The organism is Rhodococcus sp. IEGM1339 (assembly GCF_050321925.1).
Lineage (GTDB): Bacteria > Actinomycetota > Actinomycetes > Mycobacteriales > Mycobacteriaceae > Rhodococcus > Rhodococcus pyridinivorans.
The window spans coordinates 94,121-114,779 of record NZ_JBNQFT010000004.1 but is presented as its reverse complement, the minus strand read 5'-3'; the positions used below and the strand labels follow the sequence as shown (position 1 = coordinate 114,779).

Below are 20,659 nucleotides of genomic sequence, written 5' to 3'. Positions count from 1 at the left end.
CTGTAAGCCCGCCGACCTGCGCGGTCTCGCCCGAGCGGGCACCCTCGGCGCCCACGGTCCTCCAGTATCCCCCGTGCCCGTGCCACACACCGGAGTAAGGGTCCCCTACTTCAGAGTGCAGACCGTCGAGGCGGGTCAGCCCGCGGTGACCGGGAGCTCGATCGGCGTGTACGCGGTGGTCCGTTGGCGCGCCGGCCGCCCGATGCCCTCGGCGATCGCGACCAGTTCGGCGACGGTCTTCTCCGAACCGTGCTGCGAGCCCGCCATGCGCGAGATCGTCTCCTCCATGAGCGTGCCGCCGAGATCGTTCGCCCCGCCCTCGAGCATGGCCTGCGTCCCGGCGACACCCAGCTTGACCCAGCTGGTCTGGATGTTGTCGATCCGGCCGTGCAGCATGACCCGGGCGAGGGCGTGCGCGGCACGGTTGTCGCGCATGGTCGGGCCGGGACGCGACGCGCCGGCCAGATACAGCGGCGACGACTGGTGCACGAAGGGCAACAGCACGAACTCGGTGAATCCGCCCGTGCGGTCCTGGATCCCGCGGATCACCTCGAGGTGGCCGACCCAGTGGTGCGGCTGGTCGACGTGCCCGTACATCATCGTCGAGCTCGATCGCAGGCCCACCTCGTGCGCGGTGGTCACCACCTCGATCCACTCGGCGGTCGGGAGCTTGCCCTTCGTGAGCACCCACCGCACCTCGTCGTCGAGGATCTCCGCGGCGGTGCCCGGGATGGTGTCGAGCCCGGCCTCACGCAGTTCGGTGAGCCAGTCCCGGATCGACGTGCCGCTGCGCGCGACACCGTTGACGATCTCCATCGGCGAGAACGCGTGGACGTGCATCGACGGCACCCGCGCCTTGACGGCGCGGACGAGATCGGCGTAGCCGGTCACCGGCAGTTCCGGATCGATACCGCCCTGCATGCACACCTCGGTGGCGCCGGCGACGTGCGCCTCCCACGCCCGGTCGGCGACCTCGCTCGCCGAGAGGGTGAACGCGTCGGCGTCGCCCTTGCGCTGCGCGAAGGCGCAGAACCGGCAGCCGGTGTAGCAGATGTTGGTGAAGTTGATGTTCCGGTTGACGACATAGGTGACGTCGTCGCCGACGGTGTCGCGGCGCAGCTGGTCGGCGAGCGCCACGAGTGCTTCGAGACCGGCGCCGTCGGCGTTGGCGAGGGCGATGTACTCCGCTTCGGTGCAACCGCCCGGATCCCGTTCGGCGGAGCGCAGCGCCGAGAGCACGTCGCTGTCGAGCCGCACCGGTGCTGAGGCGCCCAGCTGGAGCACCTGTTCGCGGACGGTCTCCCAGTCGCCGAAAGCGCTCCCGAGATCGGACCGGTGCTCGGTGTTGCGTCCGGTCACGTCGATCTCGGAGTTCAGATCGACGCGACCCGACGACTCCCAGTCGATGTCGGGTTCCTGCCAGGGCAGTCCGGACGGGATCACCTTGCGCGCGAGGCCCGTGGCCGGATCGGCGAGGGCGTGCACGTGCGCGGTGATGCGCGGATCGATCCACGGCTGCCCGGCGAGCACGTACTTCGGCTGCGCGGCGATCCGCTCGGTGAGCTCGAAGCCGGCCTCGGAGCTCAGGCGCGCCAGGGTGTCGAGATTCGGCCAGGGCCGTTCGGGGTTGACGTGATCGGGCGTCAACGGCGAGACACCACCCCAGTCGTCGACACCCGCCCCGAGCAGCGCGCGGCACTCGTCGAGCGAGACGAGATTCGGCGGGGCCTGGATGCGCATTCCCGGCCCGAGGACGAGCCGCGCGACGGCGATCGCGGCGAGGAACTCGTCGAGATCGGCGTCGTCGTGCTCGCGCATCGCGGTGTCGTCCTTGGCGCGGAAGTTCTGGACGATTACTTCCTGGATATGACCGAATGCCTTGTGCGACTTACGGATCGCGTGGATCGATTCGGCACGCTCGGTGAAGTCCTCACCGATGCCGACGAGGATGCCGGTGGTGAACGGCACCGCGAGTCGGCCCGCATCGGTGAGCACCCGCAGCCGCACCGCCGGATCCTTGTCGGGGCTGCCGTAGTGGCACTGCCCCTTCTCGGTGAACAACCGTTCGGAGGTGGTCTCGAGCATCATGCCCATCGACGGGGCGACCGGCTTCAGCCGCGAGATCTCGGCCCAGCTCATCACCCCGGGATTCAGGTGCGGCAGCAGACCGGTCTCCTCGAGGACGCGGATCGCCATCGCTCGCACGTAGTCGAGGGTGGAATCGTAGCCGCGCTCGTCGAGCCACTGCTTCGCTTCGGGCCACCGGTCCTCGGGCCGGTCGCCGAGTGTGAACAAGGCTTCCTTGCAACCCAGTTCGGCTCCCTGACGGGCGATCTCGAGGATCTCGTCGGGTTCGAGATACATGCCGTGACCCTCGGCGCGGAGCTTGCCGGGGACGGTGACGAAGGTGCAGTAGTGGCATCGGTCCCGGCACAGCCGGGTGATGGGGACGAAGACCTTGCGCGAATAGGTGACCGTGCCGGGTCGACCCTCCGCGAGAAGGCCGGCATCGCGCACCCGCGCCGCCGACGCACAGAGATCCTCGAGATCGGCACCCCGGGCCTGCAGCAGGACCGCCGCTTCGTCGACGTTCAGTGCGACCCCGTCGCGAGCCCGACGCAACGCTCGACGCATTCCCGAGGGAGTCGCCGTGGATCGGTGCGCAGCGCCGGGACGCACGGTGGGGGTCGGGAGCATCGCGGACTGCGGGGTGTCGTCTGCGGAATCGGTCATGGGCCCGATCATGCGCCTACGAGCACCCCCATGCCACTTCGGGGTCTATCCGCGCGGGTAGTCGTCGTCCGCCGGGACTTCGCGGGACTGCTCGTAGGTGTCTGCCGGGTCGGCTTCGAGGGGCACGTCCGAAGGCAGGTCGTCGGCAGGATCGTCGTAGACGGGAATGGCCTGCTCGAGCCGGTCGGCCTCGGAATCGTTGTCGGACTGGATCTCGATGCCGAGCGCATTCGACTCCGTCATTGCGATCTCCTCCTGATAGGGCCCGATCGTGAGATCGGATCGGGCGAGTCCGGCCGGGTTCTACGGATCCCAGCCTAGCGTGGAACCGGACACGGGGCCCGATGGAGCAGGAGGTGCGGGTGGAGGACGACGAGAGTTCGCCGGCGGGGTCGGCCGACAACACGGCAGCGACGAGCGTGGTGATGAGGGAACCGTCGTGGCGGCCGAGCCCGAAGGCGCGTGTGCTGTGGGCCGTGAGTGCAGCGCTGATGTGGTTGCCGCTGGTCGTCGCGCAGGTCGTGTGGGTGCTCGTCACGCCGGTGGGCGCCGGGTGGCACGTCGCCGCCGCGGCCGCGACCGTCGTCCTCGGTGGACTGCACGTCGCGGTGGTGCCGGTCTGGCGATACCGCGTCCATCGCTGGGAGATGGACGAGACCGCGGTCTACACGCGTTCGGGTTGGTGGACGCAGGAGCACCGCATCGCACCGATCTCCCGGATCCAGACCGTCGACACCGAGCGTGGACCGCTCGACCGGTGGCTCGGCCTGACCACCGTCACCGTCACCACCGCCTCGGCGGCGGGTGCGGTGGAGATCGTCGGGCTCGACAGCCGGGTCGCCGACGAGACCGTCGCTCGCCTGACCGCACTCGCGGCGAGCTCGGAGACGGACGCGACATGAACGACGCCCTCGTGGCCGGGACGGACGAGGAGGTGCCGTGGTCGCGTCTCGATCGCCGGATGCTGCTGATCCACCCGATCGAGGAGATCCTGCGCCTGCTGCCCGTCCTCGCAGGCTCGTTCGTCATCGGGTCCACCAGCGGCAATCCCGTGTGGGGCCTCGCAGCGACGGGCGTGCTCGTGCTGGTCGGTCTGCTGCGCTGGTTCACCACCACCTACCGCGTAGGACCAGAGCACGTCGAACTCCGCCGCGGCCTGCTGCAACGACGCGAGTTGTCGATCCCCCGCAGCCGCATCCGGTCGGTGGACGTCGAGCAACGCCTCCTGCATCGCGTGCTGGGCCTCGCGGTCGTGAAGATCGGCACGGGTCAGAGCGGGGGCGCCGATCGCAACCGGTTCGAACTCAACGGCCTTCCGATCGCAGCAGTCCCCGAGCTCCGTGCCGTTCTCCTGAGGAGTGGGCAACAGGACGACGTGCCGGTCGAGACGACCTCGACCGCTGCCGTCACCGAGCGTCAGCTGGCGCGATTCGACCCGGCCTGGGTGCGCTACGCGCCGTTCTCCACGACGGGACTGCTCGCCGTCGCGGCCGTCGCCGGTGCCGCCTTCCAGTTCGGGCTCGGCCGGTGGATCGCCGAATCGCAGCTCGTCCGCCGCGCGGTGGAGACCGCGGAAGACCTCGGCCTGGTGGTCGCGCTCGTGATCCTCGTGCTGGTCGTCGTGCTCGTCGCCAGCCCGGCCGCGTGCGTGCGGTACCTGCTGCTCTACGGCGATCTGCGGGTGACCGACGACCAACGGGTCCTGCGCATCGCGCACGGCCTGCTCACGACCCGTCACACCACCCTCGACCGGGCGCGGCTGCGCGGGATCGCGCTGCACGAACCGCTGGCGCTGCGGCTCGTCGGCGCCGCACGGCTCGACGCCGTCATGACGGGCAGAACCGCGCAACAGGGCGGTTCGTCACTGGTCCTGCCGTCGGCGCCCGACGGGGAGGTCCGGCGGGTCGCGGCCGAGGTGCTCACCGGGGGGCTGCCGCTCGACGTTCCGCTGCGCAGTCACGGTCCCCGTGCCCGGCGTCGCCGCTACACGCGGACGCTGTGGCCGGTGGCCGTCGTGGTCGCCGCCGGGCTCGTCGCCCTGAGCGTCACCGACCGGCACGTGCCGTTCGCCGTGATCGCCACGGTGGTCGTGGTGCTGGTCGCGGGGGCGTGCGCGCTGGCGCAGGACCGCTACCGGGGTCTCGGCCACGCCGTCGTCGACGGACATCTCGTCGCCCGCAGCGGTTCGATCGACCGGCAGCGCATCTGTCTCGATGCGGACGGTGTGATCGGCTGGACGGTGCGGCAGACCTTCTTCCAGCGCCGTGCCGGTCTCGCGACCGTCGTCGCGGCGACGCCGGCGGGTGCGGGACGCTACGAGGTGATCGACATCCCCGTGGACGAGGCGTGGGCGCTTGTCCAGGAGGTCACACCGGGTATGGGAGAAGCATGGATCGACCGATGAAGCCGACATCCGGCAAAGGCCCCCTGCACGGCACTCCCCCGGCGACGCTGGCCGAGCTCGACGACGCGCTCGTCGACTGCCACGCGTGTCCGCGGCTGGTCGCATGGCGTGAGCAGGTCGCGCGGGAGAAACGGGCGGCCTTCCGCGACGAGGAGTACTGGGGCCGGCCCGTCCCGGGCTTCGGCCCGGCCGATGCGTCCCTGCTGATCGTCGGGCTGGCGCCCGCCGCGCACGGCGGGAACCGCACAGGACGGATGTTCACGGGCGACCGGTCGGGCGACGTGCTGTACGCGGCCCTGTACGACGCGGGACTGGCGTCGCAACCGACCGCGACGCACATCGGCGACGGCCTCGAACTGTTCGGCACGCGCATCACGTCGCCGGTGCACTGCGCGCCACCGGCCAATCGCCCCACGGTCGTCGAACGCGACACCTGCCGGCACTGGCTCGAACAGGAACTCGACCTGCTCTCCCCCACGCTGAGGTCGGTCGTCGTGCTCGGCGGGTTCGGGTGGCAGGCACTACTGCCGGTCCTGTCGGCGGCGGGGTGGACGATTCCGGTTCCCCGCCCCAAGTTCGGACACGGCGCACATGTGCTGCTCGCTGCCACCGAGGCGCGGGAGCACCCGTTGCACCTGTTCGGTTGCTATCACGTCAGCCAGCAGAACACCTTCACCGGCCGGTTGACGAAGGAGATGGTGACCGAGGTGCTCAGGGACGCGGCGCGGGCTGCGTCCCTCCCACTGCCTGGGTGATCTCCCTGATGCGGGCCGAGAACAGGTAGCCGCCGGCGGGGGCGAGCGCGGCCACGGGCAGCAGCAGGGTCCGCCAGTCGCCGAGCGCGAGCTGGTCGCCGCCCGGACCGCCCACGAGGCAGACGAGGAAGACGACGGCCCAGGCCAGCAGCGGCAGGGTCGCGCTGCGCAGGGATCCGGTCTCGGCGCGGAGGGCCATCACCAGCAGCAGGTTGACGAGGCCGGCCAGCAGGATGGTGATCGGGAAGGGCACTCCGGCGATGTACACGCCGAGATAGAAGACCGACAACAGGGCGCACAGCGCACCGTCGAGCACGAGCAGCGCGACGAGCCCCCGGCGGGGTTGGACGTCCACCGGTGACGCGAGGGGTGCAGCGGTTGCTGGATCGACCGTCATGCTTCGATGGTGCGCTACCGGACGCGCCCGAGCGCAACCGGGGTCCGCGGAACCATCCGCGACCCACGCACGGGACGTCAGGGAACCGGCGGGTATCCGAGCATGGTGAGCAGCGCGCTCTGCTGGTCGGCGAAGGAGTACAGAGCGTGCCAGTAGTCGGCCCGGATCTCGTCGGCGTACGGCCTCAACGACTCCACGAACGCGACGATCTGGTTCTGGACGGACCAGTTGTACATCGACAACCCCCTGACGGTGTGCCTGCGTGGTACGCGAGGACGGGTGACGCGAACCACCCACGGCCTCGTTGATGACTCGGGTCACACTATCCGATGCCGGAGAAGAGGTCGTCCTCTCGTCCCGTGGAGTCGGTCAGGCCGAGCTGCCCGCGCACGAGCACGAAGTGCTCCTGGTCGAAGACGGGCTGGGCGACGAGGTTGGAGAGCACGAACTGCTCGCCGTCCTCCGCGACCAGCACCTGGGTCGTGTGCGCGGCCATCGCGGTCCGCTTCGCGTCGAGAACCGAGCGGACGTCGACGACGGTGGTGACCTCGTCGTCGGGCACGCTCGGCAGTTCGCCGGCCTCCGGTCGGCGCCAGCCGTCGGGCAGCGTGCCCATGGCGGCGATGCCGCGTTCGAGCGCGGACCGTTCGGCGACGGTCCAGTACACCTTCGCGGGGGTCCACGCCGCCCCGGCGGACGGATAGTCCTCGGTGCCGGCCGCTTCGACGGCCGCGGTCACCCGTTCGTGCACCGCGATGTGGTCGGGATGCCCGTAGCCACCGAACGGGTCGTAGGTGACGACCACGTGCGGACGCGTCTCGCGGATCACGGCGACGAGCGCCTCGATCGCCTCGTCGCGGTCGGCGTTGACCCAGGCGCGAGGATTGTCGGCGGACGGGGTGCCCGCCATCCCGGAGTCGCGCCAGTGCCCGGCACCGCCGAGAAAACGCGGTCGCTCGACGCCGAGCGCGTCGAGCGCCCGGGTGAGTTCGAGGATGCGGTATCCGCCGAGCTGATCGGCGCGGTCGGCGGTGAGCTGGGCCCACTCGTCGCCGATCACTTCGCCCTCCTCACCGAGCGTGCAGGTCACGACGGTGACCTCGGCGCCCTCGGCGACGTACCGGGCGATGGTGCCGCCGGTGGTGAGGGTTTCGTCGTCGGGATGGGCGTGGACGAGCAGAAGTCGTCGATCCGCAACGTCGGGGAGAGCTCCCGGAGCATCGGTCACGGTGTGGTCCTTCCCCACAGATGGGCGTCGCCGAGAATACCGGTGGCGACGGCGGCTGTCAGCGAGACGTTCTCGACGCCCGGACCGGCGGCGACAACGGCCCGGTCCTGCAGGATCGGCAGATTCACCGCGAGATCCCACAGCCTGGCCTGCGCGTCGGCGACGACCTTCGCCGGGTCGGTGGTGCCGTTCAGTGCAGCGAGCAGATCGGGTTCGAGACCGGGATCGCACGCACCCGAGAGGTTGCTCGGAGCCTCGAGCTGCGCTGCGAGCGCATCCTCACGTTCCTCGACGTCGTCCTCGTCGAGCGTGGTGGTCGCGGGGGCCGACGACTGTGCCGCCTCCGCCGTCCCGGGGGCGTCGGGCTGCGCCGGGAGGTCGGACTCGGGCACGGTCGGCAGGTCCTCCCCCGCCACGGTGGGTGCTGCGGCCACCGGGACGCATCCGAATCGGGACAGCGCGGCGGTGGCAAGGTCTCCACCGGCACGCATCCAGCCGACGACCGCATGCACGGTGCCCTCGACGAGGGCTTCGCCGTACAGCTCGTCGGGGGGAAGTTCGTCGACCGATGCGTCGATCCCGGCGCCACGCCACAGGTCGACGGCGGTGCGTGCGACGGCGCGGGCGGTCTCGTCACCCTCCGGCACGCCCACGACCAGCGTCAACGGCACGCCGGCCCGGGCCAGGGTGCCCTCGGGCAGGGCCGGCCCGTCGGGGGTTCTCGGTCCGGGAGTCGCGCTCGTCGGCGCCGCCGTCTCGGATGCCGCCGTCTCGGATGCCCCCGTCTCCGGTGCAGCGGCCTCCGGCGCTTCGGGGCCGGGTGCGTCGGGGTCCGTCGGCACCGGGGGCACGGCAGGCGGGACGGGTAGATATCCGGCCTCGGCGAGACGTCCGAGGGCCTGCTCCCGGGACAGACGCGCCGGCATCGTGTCGGTGTATCCCGGATCGGACGGCGCGAGCACCTGGGCCCGCGCCCGCACGACCCCGGTGCTGTTGGCCGTGGCGACAAGTCCGAGCAGCTCGGGGTCGAGCAGGTCGAGCATGCCTCGCCGGACGACCGGGTCGGCGAGTTCGGCGGTGCGCGTGTTGAGGGTCAGATCGAGGGTGCGCGGCTGGAGCTGGACGCCGGTCCGCACACCCGGCACGGCGGCGAGCTGCGCCTCGAGAGCGACACCGCCCGCGCTCTGGACCACTTGGGCGTCGTCGCTGCGCACCGATTCGGTCACCTGGGCGTCGGTGCCGGCGCGGCGCATGATCAGTTCGTCGGGTCCGGCCGGGGTGCCCCAGAACCGGTCGTTGCGTTCGAGCAGCACCTCGGCGCGCCCCCGATCGACGTTGTCGACGTGGAATCGCGCTCCGGACACGGGAATCGTCTCGGACAGGCCGGTGGAAAAGCCACCCGGAGTGTCCTTGACCAGGTGGGCGGGCAAGAGATTCGTGAACAGTTCGCGCCAGGCCGGATACGGCTCGCGCAGGGTGACGGTGACAATCTTGCCTCCGCCCGACGATCGGATGTCGTCGATGAGGCGGTAGCCGGCAGGATCGACGACGCCGGGCTGGGTGATCATCTGCCGCCACAGATACCGGAAGTCCTCGGCAACGATCGGCGCTCCGTCCGACCACTGGGCCTCGTCGCGCAGGCGGTAGGTGATGGTGAACGGCGCCTCGTCGGTGACCTCCGCGGACAGCAGCAGCGAGTCGTCCGGAACCCACAGTGCTGCAGCGGGATTCTCCGGATCGGGCACGGCCCGGAAGGCACTCGGGAGCACGAGTTCGGCAACGGCGTTCGCGACGGGCGACTGGTCTGCGAGCAGGTGGGGGTTGAAGCCCGAACCGACCTCGTCGATCGCGACCACCACCGTGCTGCGCTTCGGAGCGGGAGCCGGGGTCGTGGTCGGCTCCGTCTGCTCGATGGGCGGCGGCGGGTCGGCGGTGCAACCGGTGAGGACCAGCGCAGCCACGGCCAGGCCGGCCGTCGCCCCGATCAGTCGGCGACGAGCGCGCGTACGCGACACTCGGGCTCCTTCCGTGAGGCAGGTGGTACGTGGGTGGCCCCGGCCAGCATGCGCTCGCCGGGGCCACCCCACACCTGGACTACTTGTTACGGGCCTTCTCCCGCGACCGCGCACGCGCACGGTCGGTCTGCGAGAGGTGCAGCTTGCGCACGCGCACGTCCTCCGGCGTGACCTCGACGCACTCGTCCGCAGCACAGAACTCGAGCGCTGCCTCGAGGGTCAGCTCGATCGGCTTGGCGAGGGTCTCCATCACGTCGGCGGTCGAAGAGCGCATGTTGGTGAGCTTCTTCTCGCGGGTGACGTTGATGTCGAGGTCCTCGGCGCGCGGGTTGATGCCCACGACGTGGCCCTCGTAGGTGTCGCTGCCCGGTTCGACGAAGAAGGTGCCGCGGTCGGCGAGCTGGATCATCGCGAACGGGGTGACCGAGCCTGCACGGTCGGAGACGAGCGAACCCGTGTGGCGGGCGCGGATCTCGCCGGCCCACGGCGCGTAACCGTGGAAGATGGCGTTGGAAATGCCGGTGCCGCGGGTCTCCGTGAGGAAGTCGGTACGGAAACCGATCAGACCGCGCGACGGGATGATGAACTCCATACGAACCCAGCCGGTGCCCTGGTTGGTCATCTGGACCATCTTGCCCTTGCGGTTCGCGAGCAGCTGGGTGATGGCGCCGAGGTGCTCCTCGGGGCTGTCGATGGTCAGCTCCTCGTAGGGCTCGTGGAGCTTGCCGTCGATGGTGCGGGTGACCACCTGCGGCTTGCCGACGGTCAGCTCGAAGCCTTCACGGCGCATCTGCTCGACGAGGATGGCGAGGGCGAGTTCGCCTCGGCCCTGCACCTCCCACGCGTCGGGGCGTCCGATGTCGAGGACGCGCAGCGAGACGTTGCCGACGAGCTCGGAGTCGAGCCGCGTCTTCACCATGCGAGCGGTGAGCTTGTGGCCCTTGACCCGGCCGACGAGCGGCGAGGTGTTGGTGCCGATGACCATCGAGATGGCCGGCTCGTCGACGGTGATGCGCGGCAGCGCCACCGGGTTCTCCGGATCGGCGAGCGTGTCGCCGATCATGATCTCCGGGATGCCGGCCACGGCGACGATATCGCCGGCGACCGCGACCTCGCCCGGCTGCCGCTCGACACCGACGGTCTTGAGCAGCTCGGTGATCTTGACGTTCTTGACGCCGTCGGCGTGCATCCACGCGACGGTCTGGCCCTTGCGCAGCTCACCCTGGTGGATGCGCAGCAGCGCGAGACGACCGAGGAACTCGGAGGCGTCGAGGTTGGTGACGTGGGCCTGCAGCGGCGCCGACGGATCACCCTTGGGTGCGGGGATGCACTCCATGAGGACCTCGAAGAGCTCGTCGAGGTTCTCGGCGTCGGGGACCTGGCCGTTCTCGGGCTGCTTCTTCGAGGCCTTGCCCTCACGACCGGAGGCGTAGAGGACGGGCAGCTCGAGGGCGAGCTCGGCGGCTTCGGCGGCCTCGTCGTCGAGGTCGGACGCGAGGTCGAGCAGCAGGGTCTGGCTCTCCTCGACGACCTCGGCGATGCGGGCGTCCGGGCGGTCGGTCTTGTTGACCACGAGGATCACCGGCAGCGACGCGGCGAGCGCCTTGCGGAGCACGAAGCGGGTCTGCGGCAGCGGGCCCTCGGAGGAGTCGACCAGCAGGACGACGCCGTCGACCATGGACAGGCCGCGCTCGACCTCACCGCCGAAGTCGGCGTGGCCGGGGGTGTCGATGACGTTGATGACAGTGACGGTGCCGTCCGGGTGGTGACGGTGCACCGCGGTGTTCTTCGCGAGAATGGTGATGCCCTTCTCGCGCTCGAGGTCGCCCGAGTCCATGACCCGGTCGACGAGTTCCGCACGTTCGGCGAACGCGCCCGACTGGCGCAACATGGCGTCGACGAGAGTGGTCTTTCCATGGTCGACGTGCGCCACGATGGCGACGTTCCGAAAATCAGCGGTGCTCACGCGATAGCTCTCCTGGCTGTAGTCCGGCCACACGGCACTGGACCCGGTCGGCACCTCGCCCGTACGGCGTTCGTCTCGATGGCCGCGACGCGAGATTGCGAGCTACCTGCCCCGTCCGATTCTCGGCGTGCAGGCACTGCGGCCGTCAATACACTTTACAGGCCGTTCGTCGGTCGCCGCTTCTACCTCATCAGATACCCGCAGGTCGGCGACGATCGGGGTGACGCTCGACACTTCCCCAGGAGACGTAACCGCCGAATCCGGCACCACATGCACCCCTGGGTCCGCGAGTAAGGGGATGCTAACCTTCGCCCGCCGGTGATTCGCCGCGCAGGACCGTGGAAGGCAGGCGGGACGTATGGGGAAGGTGAAGGCGAGCAAGGTCGCAGGCCTGAAGCCGAAGAAGAAGTGCTGCCGCAAGAAGACGCGGTGCCTCAAATGCCCCGTCGTCGTCATGCGCATGAAGAAGGTCGAGAACGACGGGCTCAGCAAGAAGGAACTGCGCAAGTATCTCGACAAGGCCCGCGCCGCCTGACCACCAGGCATGCGCCGTATGACCTCAGCGCCGCAGATGTTCGCGTAGATCGGGAATCCACGCACGATCGGCCGGGACGAGATCGACCTCCCCGAGTTCGTCCGCGTCGACCCACCGCAACGCCGCGTGGTCCAGCGGCTCGGGATCACCCGAGACGAGTTCGACCCTGTAGGCACACAACTCGCGACCTCCGGCCAACGGCACCGCGACCCCCAGTCGCTCCGCACCGCGCACCTCGACACCGAGCTCTTCCCTCAGCTCCCGCACGAGCGCCGCCTCCACGCTCTCCCCCGGTTCCGCCTTGCCTCCGGGCAACTCCCACAGGCCCGCGAGGTCGACGGGCCGCGTGCGCTGGGCGAGCAGCACGCGTCCGTCCCGGATGACGGCGCCGGCCACGACGTGCCCGTCGGGCGCCGGTGTACTCGCGGACGATGTGCTTGCAGACATGACGTGCATCGTCCCAGAATGAGTCATGTCCCAGCTGCTGACGGACGGAGAGATCGACGCCGCGCTGGCCGAGTTGCCGCACTGGCACCGCGCGGGACAGTCGCTGGTCCGCACCATCGAGGCGCCCACCTTCCCCGACGCGATCGCCTTCGTCGACCGGGTGGCCGTCGTCGCCGAGGAGGCGAATCACCATCCGGACATCGACATCAGGTGGCGGAAGGTGACCTTCGCGTTGAGCACGCATTCCGCCGGTGGCATCACGGAGTCGGATCCGGCTCTTGCGCGTCGGATCGACGAGGAGGCACGGCGCTCGGGTCTGTAGTCACCCGTTCGTCCTGCCCCTCACGTCCCCGGGCTGCGAGGATCACGACGACGTAGACGGCGAGGACACCGACCACGTTGACGGCGCCGAGCCAGGCGAGCGGAGCGGGACGTTCGACATCCCAGATCGAGTTCTGCGCCGTACTCAGTACCCACGGAACGCCGATCAGCGTGACCGCGGCCCAGCACGCGGCGACGATGCGGGCTCCGAGCGACCGCGCCAAGGGTCCGTAGAGAAGCCACAGCAGCAAAGGGACCACCCACACCCAGTGGTGGACCCACGAGATGGGCGAGACGAGCAGACCGAACAACTGCACGATCAGCAGCGTGCCGAGACGGTCGCGCGTTCCGCCGGGCAGTGGTTCCAGCGACCGCCACGCCGCGAACGCGAGGACCGCGCAGACCACGACGCCGACCAGCCACACCGGCCCGAGTCCGACGTCCTCACCCGCGAGACGACCCAGCGCTCCGCGCAGCGACTGGTTCCACACCGACACGACCGGCCCGATCCGATCCGCGTCGCCGAAGAGGGACCCGAAATAGGTGGCGGCTTGGGAGCCGAGCACGAGCAGGCTCACCAGGACGGTCCCCACGAAGACGACCGCGGAGAACACCGCCTCGCGCCAGCGTCGCTGCGCGAGGAAGTACAGGCCGGTGATGGCAGGCGTGAGCTTGATCCCGGCGAGCACGCCGACGAGCCCACCCGACAGCCACCACCGGGAACTGCGGGCCGCGAGCATCACGCCGAGGACGAGAAAGACGTTGATCTGGCCGTAGTCGAGGGTCGTGCGTACCGGCTCGGTCCATATGCCCGCAGCCGTCCACAGCATCGCGACACCGACCCACGACCGGCTCCGTGCCCGCGCGTCCACGACGAGTTCGAGCGAGATCCACACGACGGCGAACAGCGCCGCGACCGTCAGCAGCTGCCAGGCCACGCCCAGGATTCCGAACGGGATCAGGTGCAGGGGCAGGAAGACGAGCGCGGCGAAGGGCGGATAGGTGAACGGCAGTGGGAAGTCGGGGGTGTCCTCCGAATAGGTGAACCCGTAGAGGTCGCCCTGCAGCAGAGCGGCCGATCCGTCGACGTAGACGTGCAGGTCGACGAGGTTCATGCCGTTGGGAGTGATGAATCCCCAGGCGATCCGGACGACGACGGACAGCGCCAGTAACGCCGCGCACCACCACATCCGGTGCGAAGGAAACCCTCGTGGCACTGCGGTGCGGCCTCTCCCGTCGAACGTCCGTCCGGTGAACCGGACCCGGCGAAGGAGATTACCGTTCCGATAGGCATGCAAACGAACCGGAGTTCACTCCCGTAACGATTTCATCTACAGTCGCAATCTTCTCAGGTCGAACGCGTTATGTTCGACAGGATCCGAGGGACGGAACACCCCGTGGTTAGAATCCCGAACCAGCGATGGGCGCGCCGTTCCGAAACGGCAGGCTTGTCCCGTGTGCGGGGGGTCCATAGAGTGTCTCCTCGAGCCGTCAGCATCCGGTCGTTCGTCCCGAACAACCGGATGCTTCAACGACAAGGATGGGGAACAGTGCTTCGTACTCGAGGAATGCGACGGGCGCTCACGCTGTGCGCACTCGCCGCCACCGCGGGATTGGCCGTGCCTACGCAGGCCGTCGCGCAACCGGCGCCACCCGTACTGCCGGACCTGGCAGGGCTCATCGAACTGCCCCGGTTCGAGATTCCCGCTGATCTTTCCGTAGAGTCGTTGACCGACCTGCTCGCCGGGGTCCGGGCGAACCCCGAAGAGGCCGAGGAACTGGCTTCCCTCGCGCCCGCGATCATCGGTGCGGCCGCGGGCCCCGCCGATGTCGCCGACGCGGCCGACGGCAAGAACGACCTGCTGGCGCAGGCCAAGGAACTGCTCGCGAACTCCGAGCTCCCCGAATCGGTGAAGAGCACGCTCCAGCGCGTCATCACCTTCCTCGATGGCAGCGGCGGCGGCGGACCCGAGATCCCCGAGCCCGGCGCCGTGGTGATCTCGCAGTTCCTCTACCCGACTATCGGCAAGGGCTGCATCGGCGACAGCCAGGACTCCGTGGGCACCGCTCTCGCGGTCGCGGGTCCGTCGCACCTTCCCCCTCCCGGACCGGGCGCAGGCCAGACCGGCTTCGTCTTCACCGCGCTGGGCACCGCACCCGCCGCCGGCGAACAGCAACAGCCGCTCACCCTGAGCTGGGTCAACGTCTCCAACGGACGCACGGGCACGCAACCGCTCACCAACGACGCGAAGATCAACCCCGACGGCCCGACCACGCTGAGCGCGATCGCCGACACCGGTTCGGGTCAGGTCCTTGCCGTGATCTCCGGTGGAATCACCACGCAGGACGAGGGCGCCGATCCGCGTTCGTGCACCTTCCTGCCCACCGTGGGTCTCGTCGCCGTTCCCTGATTCACGTACTCACGGAAGGCCGCCGGGAGTTTCTCCCGGCGGCCTTCCGCCGGGCGTGATAGACCGGAGCATGGCCTTCACCGCGGCGCGCATCCCGTCGAAGCAGAGTCGTCTGCGGCACCTGGCCGGCGCCGCGTCCGTGAACTCCCGGCGCTCGCTCCTCTCTCACCGCTCGATCCTGTCGATCGCCTCGGAGCGGTCGATCCTGTCGATCGGTTCCTCGTACTCGATCCTGTCGATCGGTAGCTGCGGGTCGGTCCTGTCCATCGGCTCCGTCGGGTCGTTCGGTTCGGCGTTGTCCTCACTGTCGTTCGCGAGTCTCGGTTCGGCGTTGTCCGGGCTGTCGCGCTGGTCGCTGCTGGCGTGGCGCGGCGATCATGCCGCCCCCGACGAGCATCCGCCGCTCTCGATCACCGTCGACGAATCCGAGCCCGACAAGCATTGTCAGTCCTGACACCGGACGCCGGTCGAACGGCCACGCAGGACCGGACGGGGTGAGGGTACTAGGGATCGACGGCCCTGCCGTGTTAGACAACGATGGCAGCGTCGTTCGTATTGCGCACAAATTGTTGTCGTAGGCCGCGTCACCCCGGCCCCGGACCGAGGAGCCGCATGGCCGTAGAGACACCGCTCTCCACCAGGGAGGTTCCTGCCCCGCGCGGCATCGTGCCGGTCCTCGCGACCGTCGGTATCAGCGTCGCGCTCATGCAGACCCTGATCGTCCCGATCCTCCCCCGACTGCCGGTGCTCGTCGGCGCGACTCCCGAGGACACGTCCTGGGCCGTGACGGTGACTCTGCTCGCCGGCGCGGTGGTCACCCCCATCAGCGGTCGCCTCGGCGACATGTTCGGCAAACGCCGGATGCTGCTGACCTCGCTCTCGCTCATGGTGCTCGGTTCGGCGGTCTGCGCGCTCGCAACGACCCTCGTCCCGCTCGTGGTCGGCCGGGCTCTCCAGGGCGCCGCGATGGGCGCGATCCCGCTCGGTATCGCGATCCTGCGCGACGAGCTGCCTTCCCGGCGACTCCCGGGCGCCATGGCCACCATCAGCGCCACGATGGGTGTCGGCGGCGCGATCGGCCTTCCCGCCGCGGCCTTCGTCGCCCAGGCGACCGACTGGCACATGCTGTTCGTCGCGTCGCTGGTCCTCGGGCTCATCGGTATCACCGCGATCCTGTTCGTCGTGCCCGAATCGTCGCACCGCAATCCGGGACGCTTCGACGTCGCCGGGGCACTGTTGCTCTCCGTCGCCCTCGTGTTGTTGCTCCTGCCCGTCACCAAGGGCAACGACTGGGGATGGACCGCCCCGGCCACCCTCGGGATGCTCGCCGGGGCACTCGTGGTGTTCGTCGGCTGGGGCCTGTACGAACTGCGGATATCGCGACCGCTCGTGGACCTTCGACTGTCCGCCCGCCGACCGATCCTCATGACGAATCTCGCGTCGGTCACGCTCGGGTTCTCGATGTACTCGAACATCCTGGCGTTCCCGCAGCTGCTGATGGCACCGACGGAGACCGGCTACGGCTTCGGGCAGACGATGGTCACCGCCGGTATCGCGCTCGCCCCCGCCGGACTCGTCATGATGGCGCTGTCCCCCGTCTCGGCGCGCATCACGACGCGGTTCGGCGCCCGCGTGACCCTCGGCTGCGGCGCAGTGCTCGTAGGCCTCGGCTATCAGATGGCGTACGTGCTGTACCAGGAGGTCTGGCACATCGTCGGCGCCTCGATGCTCATCGGCGCCGGCATAGGCCTCGCCTACGCCACGATGCCCGCACTCATCATGGGTGCCGTGCCGCTACGCGAGTCCGCCGCGGCCAACAGCCTCAACACCCTGATGCGGTCCATCGGCACGACGAGCGCCGCAGCGGTGGTGGGCGTGATGCTGGCAGTGATGACCCAGCGCATCGGCGACTCCGTGGTGCCCGCCCTCGAAGGGTTCCGCGCCAGCTTCCTGGTGGCGACGGGCGCGGCAGTGGTGGCGCTGGTCTTCACGGTCCTCATCCCGCCGCCGGGCCGCTCCGTGCGACCCGTCGACGACACCCGACCCGAGCGCTAACTTCCCAGGAGTCCCGGGTCCGAACTCGGTGCGCTGCCGGCGAGCGACCACTGGCCGTAGTCGGGCGTGAGGACGTGGTTGATGTCGACGCCGATGCCCTCGATCCGGACCTCGCCCGGAATCTGGTGCAGGTTCGCCCGCGGATGCACGTACCCGTTGGGCGTGCCCCAGTCGTGCTGCCAGTAGAAGGACCCGAGGGAGATCGCCGACGCCCAGTCGATGGTCGGCGAGTTGGCATACACACCGAGATTTCCGGCGCCGACCACTTCCTGCCAGCCCAGCAGGTACGGCACGACCTGGAGCGTGAACTGCTCGAAGGTCGGGTTGTCGTCGATCGAGGCGTAGATCGGTCGGTTCTCCGGGCCACCGGCCGCGTAGTGGAGGTCGAGGCCGCGCCGGGCGTGCTTCAGCCCCGCCTCGTAACCACCGAGCCAGTCGGCGGTCGCGGCCTTGCCGTACTGGTAGCACGAGACCACTTCGAGTCCGCTGTCGAGCAGCGCGTCCGCTTCCCGTCCGGTGAGCGGCTTGGCGCGCATCCAGGCGGCATCGGGTCGTGCATCGGACACGTACCGGATGGCGCCGATATGGCCGGCGGCGCGGATCGACGACGGCGACGGTACGGCGGCCGAGTAGTCGATGATGGTCCCGAGCACCGGGCGTCCCTGAGCCAGACCCGGTGCGCCGAGCGCAGAGATCAACGCGACGCCCGATCCGAGCGTCGCGTACCGCAACATGTCCCGCCGCGAAAGGCTCATCGCAACCTGTCCTTCGTATTGCCGTCTGTACGTCCGCCGTATTGCATCACAATCACAGCCGTCCCACCGGCCACACCGAGAATTCGACAGGTCGCGGCAGGCGATATCCGCAACGGCGCTACGAGGTCAGCGGCCGGACAGTTCGGCGAAGAAGGCCGGCACCAGGGAGACGTCCTCGACCGTCCGCACCGTGGAACGGACACCGAGACCGTGCTCCTTGAGCAGATCGCACAACCCGTCGCCGTCGACGAGATCGATCGGCGGGGCGCCGTGCCGGTGGGCTTCGGCGCGCGCGTCCTCGGTGAACGATCCGGTGGCGACGAGCAGACCCTTCTCGCCCCGCCCGACCATCGCGGCGCGGAACTCGCGGACCACGTCGGCACCCGCCTTCTCCGGTGCCCGCAGGAAACGGAAGAACACCGAGAAGCTCAGCAGCGATACGCGCAGGACACCGGTGCCCTCGACGTGACCGGCGCCCTCGGGAGCGTGGGATCCGCCCGGGGCCGGAATCGTCAGGGTGGTGAATCCGGCCGCGCGCAGTACCGCGGTGGCGAGCCGTTCGAAACCGTCCTCCGACAGGTCGGCGACGGCACCGAGGACGGGTTCGCGCCACAGTTCGGGATCCTCGGGGGCGGCTGCGAGCGGCACGACCTGGGCCCCCTGCGAGACGTTCCGCACCATGCGCTTGCGACGCTTCTCGGCCGTGTACGCGACCTGCATGGGCTTGATCTCCGACTCGCGCACGGCGCGGCCACGGTCGGTCACGCTCCACACACCGCGGCGGGTATTCGACAGCAGACCCATGCCCTTGAGGTAGGTCCGGGCCCAGGCCAGCCGGTATTCGATCTCCGTTCCGGGGCCGTCACCGTGGAGTACCGCCTGTGCGGCCTCGGACAGTCCCGTCCGGGAGATCACGGCGGAATCGATCTCCTCGATGACACCGGATCCGCCGAGTTCGATCACCGCCTGCACGGTCGGCCAGAGAAGATCCGTGTACGGCGGCAACGTGGCCTCGTCACCTCCGGTGTTCCGGACGGAGTTTCCGATCGCGTTCCGGCGCTGCACACCTTCCCCTAACGTCGCGGCCGTGCGGCCGCACTATCAGTCCTGCACGTAGGCAACAACCCTATCCGATGCACGGTCCCCGTCCGTGGGTGTGGGATCGGGCGCGCCGAATCACGAACCGATCGCCCTTCCCGGTCCTACGATTGCCCCACAGAAGAATCGCCTCCACCGAAGCGAGTCGTCATGCAACGTCCGGCGCCTGTCGACCTGGCACACCATCCGCATCTCAGTGGCCTGTTCGCGCCTCAACGCGAGGAAGTGGACGTCCGCGAGCTGGAGGTCCACGGGGAACTGCCCGCAGATCTGCACGGAAGCTATCTCCGCAACGGACCCAATCCGCGCTTCGACCCGATCGGTCACTACGTCTACCCGATCGACGGCGACGGCATGGTCCACCGCGTGCAGATCGCCGGGGGCACCGCGCGCTACACGAACAGGTTCGTGCGGACCCCGCAGGTCGTCGCGGAGGAGAAGGCCGGTCGCGCGCTGTGGGCCGGCATCACCGATCCGTACTTCCCTCCCGAGGAGGAGGTCGGGCCCGACCTGGCGAACACCATGCGCGAGCTGCCGGACATCAACATCGTCCGGCACGGCGGGCGGCTCATGGCGATGGCCGAAGCGGCGCCACCGTACACCTTGGGTTCCGACCTCGAGACGCTCGGACGCGAGACCTTCGACGGAACCCTGCCGGTCGGGCTGACGGCGCACCCGAAGATCGATCCGCACACCGGCGAGATGGTCGCCTTCTGCTACATGCTCGACCCGCCGTATCTGACCTGGTCGGTGGTCGCACCGGACGGGACGGTGACGCGCGCGCCCACCCCGATCGACGGCATGGACCGGCCGTTGATGATCCACGACATGGCACTGACGCCGACCTATGTCGTCCTGGTCCTGGCCCCGCTCGTGTTCGATCTCTCGCAGATCTTCTCCGGCGGGTCGCCGCTCGACTGGAAGCCGGATCTCGGAACGCGTGTCGCGCTCGTCCCCCGCGACGGCGGCGCGGTGCGGTGGTTCTCGACCGACACGTTCTGGATGTGGCACACCGCCAACGCCTTCGACCTGCCCGACGGCGACGTCGCGCTCGACTACGTCGAATGGTGTTATCCCGGCGGATTGACTCGGCAGAGCGAACCGAACCGGTCCACCCTGAGCCGTGCGGTGATCGGACGGAACGGGATCACGCGGACCGTCCTGTGCGAGCGCGACATGGAGTTCCCGCGCATAGACGACCGGTCCACAACCCTCGGTCACCGCGTCGTAGCGACGATCGGCAAGAGCGGATCCTCGAACCTACCTCCTGGATCGGCCGATTCGTTGTGCTGGTTCGACGTACAGGCGGGTACGGAGTCGGTGTGGACGCACGACAGTCTCGCTCCCGGCGAGCCGATCCTGATGCCGGGAGACGCGGCGGACCACTGGGGCACCATCGCCACCGACCGCGAGGACATGTCGAGCTGGTTCCTGATCTTCCCCGCATCCGACCCGGCATCGGGCCCGATCGCGCGGGTCCGTCTGCCGATCCGTGTCCCGGCCGGCCTGCACGGAGCCTGGCTCCCGCCGGACTGAGCG

General features: G+C 69.3%; 20 protein-coding genes. 9 read left to right on the top strand and 11 right to left on the bottom strand.

Translation table 11 applies throughout. The features are described from left to right. Positions 1-135: 135 nt before the first annotated feature. Together ACQR3U_RS07160 and ACQR3U_RS07155 are read right to left on the bottom strand one after the other, a co-directional pair. Positions 136-2,697 carry a bifunctional FO biosynthesis protein CofGH gene (locus ACQR3U_RS07160; protein WP_372477551.1) on the bottom strand — a complete coding sequence of 854 codons (2,562 nt, stop codon included), beginning with the start codon at positions 2,695-2,697 and terminating at the stop codon, positions 136-138. An 81-nt stretch (positions 2,698-2,778) separates the two neighbouring features. Further along, positions 2,779-2,976 (bottom strand): hypothetical protein, encoded by a 198-nt coding sequence (locus ACQR3U_RS07155; protein ID WP_006550575.1) that lies wholly within the window; start codon positions 2,974-2,976, stop codon positions 2,779-2,781. Positions 2,977-3,077: 101 nt separating this feature from the next. On the opposite strand from ACQR3U_RS07155, the gene ACQR3U_RS07150 reads away from it, so the two are divergent. From ACQR3U_RS07150 to ACQR3U_RS07140, 3 genes are read left to right on the top strand one after another with little or no spacing between them, the layout of a single operon-like run. Further along, positions 3,078-3,635, top strand: a complete 558-nt coding sequence (locus ACQR3U_RS07150; RefSeq protein WP_006550576.1) for a PH domain-containing protein — start codon at positions 3,078-3,080, stop codon at positions 3,633-3,635. Next, complete coding sequence (locus tag ACQR3U_RS07145) at positions 3,632-5,137, top strand: PH domain-containing protein (RefSeq protein WP_230810080.1); 1,506 nt, start codon at positions 3,632-3,634, stop codon at positions 5,135-5,137. Before ACQR3U_RS07150 ends, ACQR3U_RS07145 begins: the two co-directional genes overlap by 4 nt. Further along, positions 5,134-5,892 carry a uracil-DNA glycosylase gene (locus ACQR3U_RS07140; RefSeq protein WP_019288045.1) on the top strand — a complete coding sequence of 253 codons (759 nt, stop codon included), beginning with the start codon at positions 5,134-5,136 and terminating at the stop codon, positions 5,890-5,892. Before ACQR3U_RS07145 ends, ACQR3U_RS07140 begins: the two co-directional genes overlap by 4 nt. Here ACQR3U_RS07140 and ACQR3U_RS07135 read toward each other — a convergent pair. From ACQR3U_RS07135 to typA, 5 genes are all read right to left on the bottom strand, one after another. Beyond that, on the bottom strand, positions 5,849-6,289 hold the full coding sequence (locus ACQR3U_RS07135) for a hypothetical protein (protein WP_006550579.1): 441 nt from the start codon (positions 6,287-6,289) through the stop codon (positions 5,849-5,851). The two genes, ACQR3U_RS07140 and ACQR3U_RS07135, sit on opposite strands and share 44 nt — an antisense overlap. Before the next feature lie 77 nt (positions 6,290-6,366). Further along, positions 6,367-6,525, bottom strand: a complete 159-nt coding sequence (locus tag ACQR3U_RS07130; RefSeq protein ID WP_006550580.1) for a hypothetical protein — start codon at positions 6,523-6,525, stop codon at positions 6,367-6,369. An 86-nt stretch (positions 6,526-6,611) separates the two neighbouring features. Further along, positions 6,612-7,535, bottom strand: coding sequence for an N-acetyl-1-D-myo-inositol-2-amino-2-deoxy-alpha-D-glucopyranoside deacetylase (gene mshB / locus ACQR3U_RS07125; RefSeq protein WP_050993397.1), 924 nt, complete (start codon positions 7,533-7,535; stop codon positions 6,612-6,614). After that, positions 7,514-9,532, bottom strand: coding sequence for an ABC transporter family substrate-binding protein (locus tag ACQR3U_RS07120; RefSeq protein ID WP_230810079.1), 2,019 nt, complete (start codon positions 9,530-9,532; stop codon positions 7,514-7,516). The genes mshB and ACQR3U_RS07120 overlap by 22 nt, the downstream gene beginning before the upstream one ends. 79 nt (positions 9,533-9,611) lie before the next feature. Further along, positions 9,612-11,498: a translational GTPase TypA gene (gene typA / locus ACQR3U_RS07115; RefSeq protein ID WP_006550583.1), complete on the bottom strand. Its 1,887-nt coding sequence runs from the start codon at positions 11,496-11,498 to the stop codon at positions 9,612-9,614. A gap of 358 nt (positions 11,499-11,856) precedes the next feature. On the opposite strand from typA, the gene ACQR3U_RS07110 reads away from it, so the two are divergent. Further along, on the top strand, positions 11,857-12,033 hold the full coding sequence (locus ACQR3U_RS07110; protein WP_006550584.1) for a hypothetical protein: 177 nt from the start codon (positions 11,857-11,859) through the stop codon (positions 12,031-12,033). A 24-nt stretch (positions 12,034-12,057) separates the two neighbouring features. Here ACQR3U_RS07110 and ACQR3U_RS07105 read toward each other — a convergent pair whose 3' ends face one another. After that, positions 12,058-12,480, bottom strand: a complete 423-nt coding sequence (locus tag ACQR3U_RS07105) for a (deoxy)nucleoside triphosphate pyrophosphohydrolase (protein WP_024103420.1) — start codon at positions 12,478-12,480, stop codon at positions 12,058-12,060. Between the two features lie 25 nt (positions 12,481-12,505). On the opposite strand from ACQR3U_RS07105, the gene ACQR3U_RS07100 reads away from it, so the two are divergent. Then, positions 12,506-12,802: a 4a-hydroxytetrahydrobiopterin dehydratase gene (locus ACQR3U_RS07100; RefSeq protein WP_230810078.1), complete on the top strand. Its 297-nt coding sequence runs from the start codon at positions 12,506-12,508 to the stop codon at positions 12,800-12,802. On the opposite strand, the gene ACQR3U_RS07095 is transcribed toward ACQR3U_RS07100, so the two are convergent. Further along, entirely contained in the window at positions 12,738-13,991 is a 1,254-nt protein-coding gene (locus ACQR3U_RS07095) for a mannosyltransferase (RefSeq protein ID WP_230810077.1), read from the bottom strand. The genes ACQR3U_RS07100 and ACQR3U_RS07095 overlap by 65 nt on opposite strands. Before the next feature lie 378 nt (positions 13,992-14,369). On the opposite strand from ACQR3U_RS07095, the gene ACQR3U_RS07090 reads away from it, so the two are divergent. The 3 genes from ACQR3U_RS07090 (at position 14,370) to ACQR3U_RS07080 (ending at position 17,267) form a co-directional block, all read left to right on the top strand. Further along, on the top strand, positions 14,370-15,212 hold the full coding sequence (locus ACQR3U_RS07090) for a hypothetical protein (RefSeq protein ID WP_230810167.1): 843 nt from the start codon (positions 14,370-14,372) through the stop codon (positions 15,210-15,212). Between the two features lie 70 nt (positions 15,213-15,282). Then, entirely contained in the window at positions 15,283-15,666 is a 384-nt protein-coding gene (locus ACQR3U_RS07085; protein WP_019288039.1) for a hypothetical protein, read from the top strand. 158 nt (positions 15,667-15,824) lie between these two features. Next, entirely contained in the window at positions 15,825-17,267 is a 1,443-nt protein-coding gene (locus tag ACQR3U_RS07080) for an MFS transporter (protein ID WP_230810076.1), read from the top strand. On the opposite strand, the gene ACQR3U_RS07075 is transcribed toward ACQR3U_RS07080, so the two are convergent. Both ACQR3U_RS07075 and ACQR3U_RS07070 read right to left on the bottom strand, forming a co-directional pair. Continuing rightward, complete coding sequence (locus tag ACQR3U_RS07075) at positions 17,264-18,022, bottom strand: DUF1906 domain-containing protein (protein ID WP_006550591.1); 759 nt, start codon at positions 18,020-18,022, stop codon at positions 17,264-17,266. The two genes, ACQR3U_RS07080 and ACQR3U_RS07075, sit on opposite strands and share 4 nt — an antisense overlap. Before the next feature lie 126 nt (positions 18,023-18,148). Continuing rightward, entirely contained in the window at positions 18,149-19,087 is a 939-nt protein-coding gene (locus ACQR3U_RS07070) for a winged helix-turn-helix domain-containing protein (protein WP_006550592.1), read from the bottom strand. A 183-nt stretch (positions 19,088-19,270) separates the two neighbouring features. On the opposite strand from ACQR3U_RS07070, the gene ACQR3U_RS07065 reads away from it, so the two are divergent. Continuing rightward, positions 19,271-20,656 (top strand): carotenoid oxygenase family protein, encoded by a 1,386-nt coding sequence (locus ACQR3U_RS07065; protein WP_230810075.1) that lies wholly within the window; start codon positions 19,271-19,273, stop codon positions 20,654-20,656. Positions 20,657-20,659: the final 3 nt, after the last annotated feature.

Bases quoted from the DNA above. Each gene is read 5' to 3' on its own strand.
- ACQR3U_RS07160 (WP_372477551.1), bottom strand. From the start codon at position 2,697: ATGCTCCCGACCCCCACCGTGCGTCCCGGCGCTGCGCACCGATCCACG.
- ACQR3U_RS07155 (WP_006550575.1), bottom strand. From the start codon at position 2,976: ATGACGGAGTCGAATGCGCTCGGCATCGAGATCCAGTCCGACAACGAT.
- ACQR3U_RS07150 (WP_006550576.1), top strand. From the start codon at position 3,078: ATGGAGCAGGAGGTGCGGGTGGAGGACGACGAGAGTTCGCCGGCGGGG.
- ACQR3U_RS07145 (WP_230810080.1), top strand. From the start codon at position 3,632: ATGAACGACGCCCTCGTGGCCGGGACGGACGAGGAGGTGCCGTGGTCG.
- ACQR3U_RS07140 (WP_019288045.1), top strand. From the start codon at position 5,134: ATGAAGCCGACATCCGGCAAAGGCCCCCTGCACGGCACTCCCCCGGCG.
- ACQR3U_RS07135 (WP_006550579.1), bottom strand. From the start codon at position 6,289: ATGACGGTCGATCCAGCAACCGCTGCACCCCTCGCGTCACCGGTGGAC.
- ACQR3U_RS07130 (WP_006550580.1), bottom strand. From the start codon at position 6,525: ATGTACAACTGGTCCGTCCAGAACCAGATCGTCGCGTTCGTGGAGTCG.
- ACQR3U_RS07110 (WP_006550584.1), top strand. From the start codon at position 11,857: ATGGGGAAGGTGAAGGCGAGCAAGGTCGCAGGCCTGAAGCCGAAGAAG.
- ACQR3U_RS07105 (WP_024103420.1), bottom strand. From the start codon at position 12,480: ATGTCTGCAAGCACATCGTCCGCGAGTACACCGGCGCCCGACGGGCAC.
- ACQR3U_RS07100 (WP_230810078.1), top strand. From the start codon at position 12,506: ATGTCCCAGCTGCTGACGGACGGAGAGATCGACGCCGCGCTGGCCGAG.
- ACQR3U_RS07095 (WP_230810077.1), bottom strand. From the start codon at position 13,991: ATGTGGTGGTGCGCGGCGTTACTGGCGCTGTCCGTCGTCGTCCGGATC.
- ACQR3U_RS07090 (WP_230810167.1), top strand. From the start codon at position 14,370: ATGCGACGGGCGCTCACGCTGTGCGCACTCGCCGCCACCGCGGGATTG.
- ACQR3U_RS07085 (WP_019288039.1), top strand. From the start codon at position 15,283: ATGGCCTTCACCGCGGCGCGCATCCCGTCGAAGCAGAGTCGTCTGCGG.
- ACQR3U_RS07080 (WP_230810076.1), top strand. From the start codon at position 15,825: ATGGCCGTAGAGACACCGCTCTCCACCAGGGAGGTTCCTGCCCCGCGC.
- ACQR3U_RS07075 (WP_006550591.1), bottom strand. From the start codon at position 18,022: ATGAGCCTTTCGCGGCGGGACATGTTGCGGTACGCGACGCTCGGATCG.
- ACQR3U_RS07065 (WP_230810075.1), top strand. From the start codon at position 19,271: ATGCAACGTCCGGCGCCTGTCGACCTGGCACACCATCCGCATCTCAGT.